Source organism: Pseudoalteromonas sp. Z1A6, from assembly GCF_011378745.1.
GTDB classification, from domain to species: Bacteria; Pseudomonadota; Gammaproteobacteria; order Enterobacterales; family Alteromonadaceae; genus Pseudoalteromonas; species Pseudoalteromonas arctica.
Genome location: NZ_WTKW01000187.1, coordinates 1 through 8,375 on the forward strand (window position 1 = coordinate 1; position 8,375 = coordinate 8,375).

The following is an 8,375-nucleotide window of genomic DNA, read 5'->3' on the forward strand; positions in this document are numbered from 1 at the left end:
ATGCAATTTATAAACTATAAATAAAAGCAAAATTTACTACAAAGAAGCAGAGGTTTTCTCTTAATGAAACAATTATCTTTACCTAGTGGCTCACCACTTTTAGCCAAAAATTTTACTTATGGTGTAGCTACGGCCTCATTTCAAATTGAAGGCGGCGCAGCTGATCGCTTGCCATGTATTTGGGATACCTTTTGCAGTAAAGAAGGCAAAATAGTCGATAATTCAAATGGCAATGTAGCCTGCGAGCACTACACTCGCTGGAAAGACGATATAAACTTAATTGAGTCATTAGGTGTAGACGCTTACAGACTTTCTATTTCGTGGCCGCGCGTAATGACTAAAAGCGGTCACTTAAATCCGACAGGCGTTAAGTTTTATACCGACATTTTAGATGAATTAAAACGCCGTAACATTAAAGCTTTTGTAACGCTGTACCACTGGGATTTACCACAACACATTGAAGACGAAGGTGGCTGGCTAAACCGTAACACCGCTTACGAATTTGCCCATTACGCAGATTTAATTACCAAAGCATTTGGGGAACGTGTGCACTCTTACGCCACCTTAAACGAACCGTTTTGTAGCTCTTACTTAGGTTACGAAATTGGCGTACATGCGCCTGGCATAGTAGGCCGCGAATTTGGTCGTAAAGCCGCGCACCACTTATTACTAGGTCACGGTTTAGCTATGCAAGTACTTGCTAAAAATAGCCCAAATACGCTAAACGGTATTGTACTTAACTTTACGCCTTGTTACTCCGTTACCCAAAGTGAAGATGATTTAAAAGCCACTGCATTTGCTGATGACTATATTAACCAATGGTACATGCAGCCTGTAATGCAAGGTAAATACCCTGATATTATTAAGCAATTACCAAAAGCTCACCGCCCAGATATTTTAGATGGCGACATGGAAATAATTGCTCAACCGCTGGATTATTTAGGGGTTAACTTTTATACCCGCATGCATTATCAAGCAAGCGAAACCGACTTTTACCATGAGCTGCCACATAAAGCGCCAATGACCGATATAGGCTGGGAAATTTACCCTAAAGCGCTTACAGAATTACTTGTATCGTTAAACGAAAAATACACCCTACCGCCTATTTATATTACCGAAAACGGTGCAGCCATGGCTGACGAATTTAAAGACGGCGAAGTGAGAGATAACGACCGTATTGAATATTACCACGAGCATTTAAATGCCCTACATAACGCAGCTGAGCAAGGCGTAAAAGTAGATGGTTACTTTGCGTGGAGCCTAATGGATAACTTTGAATGGGCAGAAGGATATTTAAAACGTTTTGGAATAGTACACGTAGACTACAACACACAAAAACGAACTGTTAAAGCCAGCGGTAAAGCGTACAGTAACCTAATAACTAGCCGATAAATTATCAGCTTATAACAATAAGAACACACACTGTGAACAAACTCCCTTTATACGAAAAAGTCGGTTACGCCATGGGCGATGCCGGCGCTAATTTAGTATGGCGCGGTGCGCTTGCTTATTTAGCGGTGTTTTACACCGATACATTTGGCATATCGGCAGCCGCCGCTGCCATGTTGTTTTTGGTGGTAAGGCTATCTGATGGCGTAACCGACATTATTATGGGTATGATTGCCGACAGAACGCAGTCGCGCTTTGGTAAATTTCGCCCGTGGATACTCTACTCGGCACCATTTTTGGGCTTGTTTATGGTGTTGTGTTTTACTACACCCGACTTTAGCACCACCAATAAACTTATTTATGCCTACGTAACCTACATAGGTTTAACGCTTGCCTACACCGTAAGTAACGTGCCCTACTCGGCACTTATGGGCGTAATGACACCAGACGATACAGAGCGCACAAAGCTCTCTGGTTTTAGGTTTGCAGGTGCATTTACTGGTGGCTTATTGGTTATGGGTTTTTTACCTGAGCTAGTAGCTTTTTTTGGTGGCGGCGACGATGCCAAAGGCTATCAGCTTACTATGTACTTATTTGCCAGCTTACTTATTATTTTAATGATTATAACGTTTGCGACTACCAAAGAGCGTGTAACACCGCACGCCTCAAATGAAGGCAATTTAAAATCAGAGTTGTTTGATTTAACCAAAAGCCTGCCATTTATAATCCTACCTTTGCTTGCTACCACCCTGTTTTTTTATTACCGCGATTTATACAGCGGCGTATTTTTTGCCCTTGTTATGGCTGCAATGACATTCGTTATTAAAAAATTACTCAATAAAGATAAGCAAAGCTTAACGGGATCACAGCGTGACATGGTTGACCTTCTGACCAACAAACCTTGGTTGGTGTTACTTGGCATTGGTTTTTTAACCATGATGTTTAATGGCATAAAATACGGTGTAATTGCGTACTACTTTAAGTACCACGTAGCCAATGAACTCATGGCTGGGCAATATTTTATCGCCTTGTTGGTTGTATCTATATTAGGCGCACTTGCCACAGGTAAACTGGCCGAAATTATGGGTAAACGAAACCTATTTATTGCATCATTAATGCTAAGCGGCATACTCACTACTGCATTTTACTGGGTGCCTAGCGATAATCTGGTTGCTGTATTTACCTTTGGTTGCGCTGCTGAATTTTTTGCCGCGATGATGCCAACATTATTTTTTAGTATGCTTGGTGATTCAGCCGATTATTCAGAGTGGAAAAACAAACGCCGCGCTACAGGCCTTATTTATTCTGCGGGTACATTTGTGCAAAAAACCGGTGGTGGTTTTGCAGGTGCATTAGTATTAGTGGTACTTGCAGGCTACGGCTATAACGGCATGGATGAGCTAACAATTACACAAGCCCTACCTGGTATGCAGTTACTTATGAGCTGGATACCTGCCGCATTTGCTTTTTTAGGTGCCGCATTGATGCTTATTTATCCGCTAACCTCAGCGATGACGCAAAAAATAACAGAAGACTTAGCAATTAGACGCAGTAATGTGTAAATTAACTTTTAATGATTCTTCGCGCTTTATATTTTTATAAAGCGCGAGTAAAAACACATATAAGCTAGGACATCAATGGCGACAATTTATCAAGTATCAGAAATGGCAGGTGTGTCTTTATCAACTGTTTCAAGGGTACTTAACGACAACGACTACGTAAGCAAAAAAACTAAAAAAAAGGTATTAGAAGCAATGAAAGAGCTAGGCTATCAGCCAAGTTCTATTGCACGCTCTTTGGCGTCTAGCACTACAAACAGCGTCGGTATTTTAGTTTCTGAGTTGGATGGTCCGTTTTTTGGTCAGATGATGTCAGCCATTGAAGAGCATCTTCGTATTGCGGGTAAACACGTTATTATTACCCCTGGGCACAGTGATGAGAAAAAAGAAAAAAGCGGCTTTGAATTTTTAATAGGCCGTAATTGCGACGCTATTATTGCCCACGTAGAGGCAGTATCAAATGATTACCTAATTGAGCTGAGTAAAGGTAAAACCCCTATTTACCTAATGAGCCGCTACGTTAAAGAAATTGAAGAAAACTGCATTAGCCTCGACAACGTAATGGGCGGCTACTTAGCCACTAAAGCCATGATCAACAAAGGTCATAAAAACATTGCGTACATAGCAGGCCCGCAGTTTAAAGAAGATGCATCAAATCGTTTAAAAGGCCACAAAAAAGCCCTAGCAGAATACAACCTAACCTTTGACGAAAGCTTGTATTATGTGGGCGACTTTAAAGAAACCGGTGGCAGCGACGGCTTAAGGCATTTTATTCAAAATAAAGCGCAAATAACCGCTCTTGTATGTGCCAATGACGAAATGGCATCGGGTGCTATGAAATACGCCCGCGAACACGGTTTTAACCTACCAAAAGATTTAGCCATTATTGGGTTCGATAATGTAATTTTTACCAATTACCTCTACCCAACACTGACTACAATAGATAACCCAGTTCCTGAAATGGGCCGAGCTGCGGCTAACTTAGTACTTAAAGATATTTATAAAAAAAGCGGCATAACAGTAAAGCACGTGTTTCAGCCAAAGCTTATTTTAAGAGACTCAACACCGGATATTAATTAACTTTAAATCTAGTTTAAATCTAAGTTATGTAATTCATTACGCACCCACTGCGTATCTAAATATTGCTCTACGTGCTGCTGCGCAAACTTTAAAAAGTTACGTGCAGCATGCGATATGTGCCTGTCTGTTCGCATTACAAAAAACTCTATTCAGACATAAATGCTCACAAATATAAAACAATATCTACATAAAAACACTACAATAAAAAGCATAATAGATCCGATAATTTACCAAAAAGATCGTTTTAAGATTTATTTATACTGTTTAATAAAATATCACTTTACTTATTTTTAATTTGGCTCTAAATTCGCGCAAATTTTATTATTAAAGTAACCTCTCAAACTTTAAAACAGTGGTTATTTACCTTGATGAGTCGATAAACACAAATGGCCGAATCAGCCGCCACAAGCACCTCTAATAACCCTTTAGCACCCGTTATCGGGCTGTCATTTTTTGCTATCGCATCCGGCTTTTTAATGAGCCTTATTCCGCTGTCGTTACCCGCATTTAAACTTGATGAAAACCTAGCGCCTTGGCTTGCGAGCATTTTTTACTTTGGCTTACTTGTTGGCGCTACAACCATTGAACGCGTGGTGGTAAAAATAGGTCATCGATTCGCTTTTATATTATTTTTAAGTTTATTAATAGTAAGTGTGCTTGCACAACTTGCACTGCCAAATACCGTTAACTGGTTAATTGCACGATTTGTAGCAGGTGTTGCTGTTGCCGGTGTGTTTGTAGTTGTTGAGTCTTGGTTATTAATGACCAATACAGCAAAGTCGCGTGCTAAACGTTTGGGCTTATACATGACCTCACTTTATGGGGGCAGCGCCGTTGGTCAGCTTGCTATAGGGCCGCTTGGCACCGAAGGTTCAACGCCTTATTTATTTGTAGCCTCGCTATTATTTTTAGCTATTTTAGCCCCTTTATTAATAACCAAAGGTCAGCCCGAAAAACAGCACCTTGAAAAACTACCACTAAAAGAAATAAAAACACTAAGCCACCCTGCAATGCTCGGATGCTTAGCTTCAGGCTTATTACTGGGCCCTATTTACGGCTTAATGCCGGTTTATATTTCAGCAAAAGCTGATCAAGCTCAGTACACAGGCACACTTATGGCGGTTATTATTTTAGGCGGCATGGTCGTGCAGCCGCTTGTGAGTTACTTATCTACTCGGCTTGAAAAAAGCTTATTGATGGGTATGTTTTGTTTAGTAGGCGCAGCCGGTGCTGTGGGTATATTACAAGCAAACACTTTAGCAGGATTAATAGTGAGCTACTTAATACTAGGCGCGTGCAGCTTTGCACTTTACCCAATTGCCATAACACTTGCGTGCGACTCATTGCCAATGGCAAAAATAGTCTCGGCAACTGAGGTTATGCTTTTAAGTTACAGTATTGGTTCGGTATTTGGCCCTATGCTTGCTGCAAATTTATCTGATGCACCCAACGGTATTGTGTTTTATTTAGCAGGCTGTTTGATCACTACCTGTATTTATATGTTTATTAAAAGCATTAAAAATATTCGCGCAGGTAAAACGCCTGTTGCAGGCTAATTAGTTTTTAATTTATCGTGTGGACTTAAAAAAAACATCTTTTTCCAGCCTTGGCTTTGCGTTGTATAAAGCCATGGCATGGGCACTAACGATAAAATAGAATAATGCACATGAGGCTGCTTCCCTGCGGCGTTTCCGGTATCGCCCAGCAAGCCAATTTGACTGTTTATGCTTACTACATCACCTGTGCTTACTGAGTAGTCATTTAAATGTGCAAAATAATGCACGCGCCATTTAGGTCCAAGTACTGCAACCACCTTACCGCCTCGAGTTAGCTCACCTGCAAATATAACCACATCGTTTGTTGAGGCAACTACAGGAGTGTTCTTTATGCCAAAAATATCAATTCCTTTGTGCACACCCGACCTACCCCAAGGCTCGTACCAAAACGTATTATGGTTCCAATCTTTATTTGTGGCACCTTGTACCGGGATCCTTATTTTTTCGGGAATTAGTAAGCCTATAACTAATAAAACGGCTACTCCAATTGCAATCCACTTTAGTACTTTCACTTTTCTATCCTTGATATTTAAATAACTTATACTGGTAAATTATTAGCCATAATAACTGAACTCATCATGAGTCGTATTTATGGTTTTATTTATGGTTTTATTTATGGTGTTTTATTTGAATGAAATACCCGACTAACATGTACTAAGCTGATCAACTTCAAAACAGGTTTTATAAGCAATTGAGCACTGCCCGCTATAAACAACCATGTGCCACTTTGCACTAATGCATCATTTAAAAAGAAAAAACTGCCAATTAAAAACCACACTGCAATCAAAAAATCGTTAAACGCTCCCAGTGCTTCATATCGTCGCTGAATGGTAATATGCTCTTGTCCTAAATCTAAAATAAACTGATTACTGTTCGAATCCATAACTGCTCACTATTTACCTTTTATTACCTAAATACATGTTTAATAAGCCTCAAGGCTTACCTAAACAGTACAATAACAAAATTTACGCAATAAAAAACGCTGGCCGATGTAAGTCAGCCAACGTTTTTATTATTTGTACAATACTTAACTAACGTTTATTTTTTATCTTTTTCTAAACGCTTTTTAAGACTCAATGCAGCGTCAGCGGCTAATAAACGCATAAATTCAGAGCCATTACTTTGCTCGCCTTGGCCTGCGCCTATTACAATTTCAGGCACTAAACGGCTATTACCTAAGCTTGTAAATAAAGCAGTTTGAATTTTAACTTCTGCTTTTAGCGTTTCATCAAATACATACTTAGGATCAAGTGCAGCAGACTTAGCTCTTAAACGAGCCTCAGCTAAAACGTCCATACCTAATGCTTCTAAGCGTTGTTGCTTTAAAATCTCTTCTTGTTCTTTTGCAAGCTCCGCTTTTACAGCCACTCGTTGCTGCGCAGAAATAATAGCATTTGCCTTAATTCGCTCAGCATCAATTTGCTCTTTTATTTTTAGCTTTTCAGATTCAGCACGTTGCTTAGCAATTGCTTGTTCACCTAAAGCCACTTCAGTACGTGCTTGTTGCTCAGCTTTTTTAAGGTTTTGACGCGCTAGTGCTTCATCAGCAGCAGCTTGCTTTTGCGCTTCAAGGCGAGCATTTACTTTGCTCTCATAATCAATATCAATAATGCTGGCATCAACTACTGTAATACCGTAAGCGCCTAAAATAGGTGCATTACGCAGTGTATTACCTTCATCGTCCATTTTAATATTAATAGTGACACGCTGCTGTTTACTTAAATTACCTAAATCGTCAGATTTATCGCGCTCACCCGTACTAATAATTTGTTCAGTAACAAAAATACCGTTTGTTAATTGATCAGCAAAATCTTGGCTTAATTGACCATTACCACCAGAGTAATGTTGCTCTACCGACATCATACGCGCCGACGCTTTTACATTTTCAGTGGTTGCACGCATTAATAAATTAGATATTAATGTTTCTTGTGAACCAAACTCTTCGTGTATTTTAAGTAAACCACGTAAAGCACCCGATTCAGCTGCTGGTACATTGCCTGGCAATCTAAAACGAGAAACACCTCGTGCGCCACCTGTTGTCGTATCTAAAAATCGAATTGGTATTAGCGGTACAATTGCGCTTGCTGTTGCACCGGCATCGCCCGTAAAGTTAATCGAAATTACTTTTTTATAAGCCGATGTAGTACCAAACGCTTTTAAATAAGGGCCGGCTTGATTTATTACTGTCAAGTTACCTGTAAAAGCCGATTGATGTACTAAACGCTCATCTGCTTCATTCCACGAAACAACTTGCGATGTAAGGGTTGCAATTACGGCTAATACAACAACAATTGATGAAACAACAATTACATTACGACGACCAAATCGACTCATAAATGAGTCACTTTTTACTGCTGGGACTGCTTTTTCGCTATCCATTTTTATTACTCTCCATGTTTAATTTCTTTTTAACAAAGTAAATAATTTCCTGTTCACTCAAATGTGCACAAAAGCTACCAGAGCGATGTAACTCAACAAATGTTGCAAGGATTTCTTCTTTACCTTTAGCTGTTTTATCTTGGTTTTCTTGTGTTTGATTTTTTTCTGTTAGTTGAGTGATTAAATCATCCACTATTGTGTCTTTATCAAATAGTACGTTGTATTCTTTGGATTTTCTTACCCGACTTTTATGTACGTTGCTGTAAATTACATAAAGTGCAACGCATAAAATAATAACAAGTAAACTTAACCCTATAATATAAAAAATCATAAGCTCTACTTAAATTAGTTTAAATACTTAATGAGCAATAACAATTGTAAGCATTGCTTAACAAATGTTAACCCAGTAATT

Annotated in this window: 8 protein-coding genes and 1 pseudogene; 4 read left to right on the forward strand and 5 right to left on the reverse strand. The window is 39.3% G+C overall.

Features of this window, described 5'->3' with window-relative positions; genetic code table 11:
- Positions 1–63: 63 nt before the first annotated feature.
- The 3 genes from GQR46_RS12405 to GQR46_RS12415 all read left to right on the forward strand — a co-directional run bounded on the left by GQR46_RS12405 (position 64) and on the right by GQR46_RS12415 (position 4,028).
- A complete protein-coding gene (locus tag GQR46_RS12405) occupies positions 64–1,392 on the forward strand; it encodes a GH1 family beta-glucosidase (RefSeq protein ID WP_165741113.1) in 1,329 nt (442 codons plus the stop codon).
- A gap of 32 nt (positions 1,393–1,424) precedes the next feature.
- Entirely contained in the window at positions 1,425–2,951 is a 1,527-nt protein-coding gene (locus GQR46_RS12410; RefSeq protein ID WP_165741114.1) for an MFS transporter, read from the forward strand.
- 75 nt (positions 2,952–3,026) lie between these two features.
- On the forward strand, positions 3,027–4,028 hold the full coding sequence (locus tag GQR46_RS12415) for a LacI family DNA-binding transcriptional regulator (protein ID WP_165727709.1): 1,002 nt from the start codon (positions 3,027–3,029) through the stop codon (positions 4,026–4,028).
- Between the two features lie 8 nt (positions 4,029–4,036).
- Here GQR46_RS12415 and GQR46_RS12420 read toward each other — a convergent pair.
- Positions 4,037–4,171, reverse strand: a pseudogene (locus GQR46_RS12420) (LysR family transcriptional regulator); the annotation flags it as partial.
- Positions 4,172–4,414: 243 nt separating this feature from the next.
- Between GQR46_RS12420 and GQR46_RS12425 the strand changes: the two are divergent.
- A complete protein-coding gene (locus GQR46_RS12425; RefSeq protein ID WP_165741115.1) occupies positions 4,415–5,584 on the forward strand; it encodes an MFS transporter in 1,170 nt (389 codons plus the stop codon).
- On the opposite strand, the gene GQR46_RS12430 is transcribed toward GQR46_RS12425, so the two are convergent.
- From GQR46_RS12430 to GQR46_RS12445, 4 genes are all read right to left on the reverse strand, one after another.
- Positions 5,581–6,096, reverse strand: a complete 516-nt coding sequence (locus tag GQR46_RS12430; protein WP_165741116.1) for a M23 family metallopeptidase — start codon at positions 6,094–6,096, stop codon at positions 5,581–5,583. The genes GQR46_RS12425 and GQR46_RS12430 overlap by 4 nt on opposite strands.
- Positions 6,097–6,197: 101 nt before the next feature.
- Entirely contained in the window at positions 6,198–6,467 is a 270-nt protein-coding gene (locus tag GQR46_RS12435; protein ID WP_007583304.1) for a YrhK family protein, read from the reverse strand.
- A gap of 155 nt (positions 6,468–6,622) precedes the next feature.
- A complete protein-coding gene (locus GQR46_RS12440) occupies positions 6,623–7,963 on the reverse strand; it encodes an SPFH domain-containing protein (RefSeq protein WP_010553499.1) in 1,341 nt (446 codons plus the stop codon).
- Entirely contained in the window at positions 7,956–8,294 is a 339-nt protein-coding gene (locus tag GQR46_RS12445; RefSeq protein ID WP_008137861.1) for a hypothetical protein, read from the reverse strand. The genes GQR46_RS12440 and GQR46_RS12445 overlap by 8 nt, the downstream gene beginning before the upstream one ends.
- Between the last annotated feature and the right edge of the window lie 81 nt (positions 8,295–8,375).

Coding starts and splice junctions, on each gene's coding strand:
- GQR46_RS12405 (WP_165741113.1), top strand. CDS start 64: ATGAAACAATTATCTTTACCTAGTGGCTCACCACTTTTAGCCAAAAAT.
- GQR46_RS12440 (WP_010553499.1), bottom strand. CDS start 7,963: ATGGATAGCGAAAAAGCAGTCCCAGCAGTAAAAAGTGACTCATTTATG.
- GQR46_RS12445 (WP_008137861.1), bottom strand. CDS start 8,294: ATGATTTTTTATATTATAGGGTTAAGTTTACTTGTTATTATTTTATGC.
- GQR46_RS12415 (WP_165727709.1), top strand. CDS start 3,027: ATGGCGACAATTTATCAAGTATCAGAAATGGCAGGTGTGTCTTTATCA.
- GQR46_RS12425 (WP_165741115.1), top strand. CDS start 4,415: ATGGCCGAATCAGCCGCCACAAGCACCTCTAATAACCCTTTAGCACCC.
- GQR46_RS12435 (WP_007583304.1), bottom strand. CDS start 6,467: ATGGATTCGAACAGTAATCAGTTTATTTTAGATTTAGGACAAGAGCAT.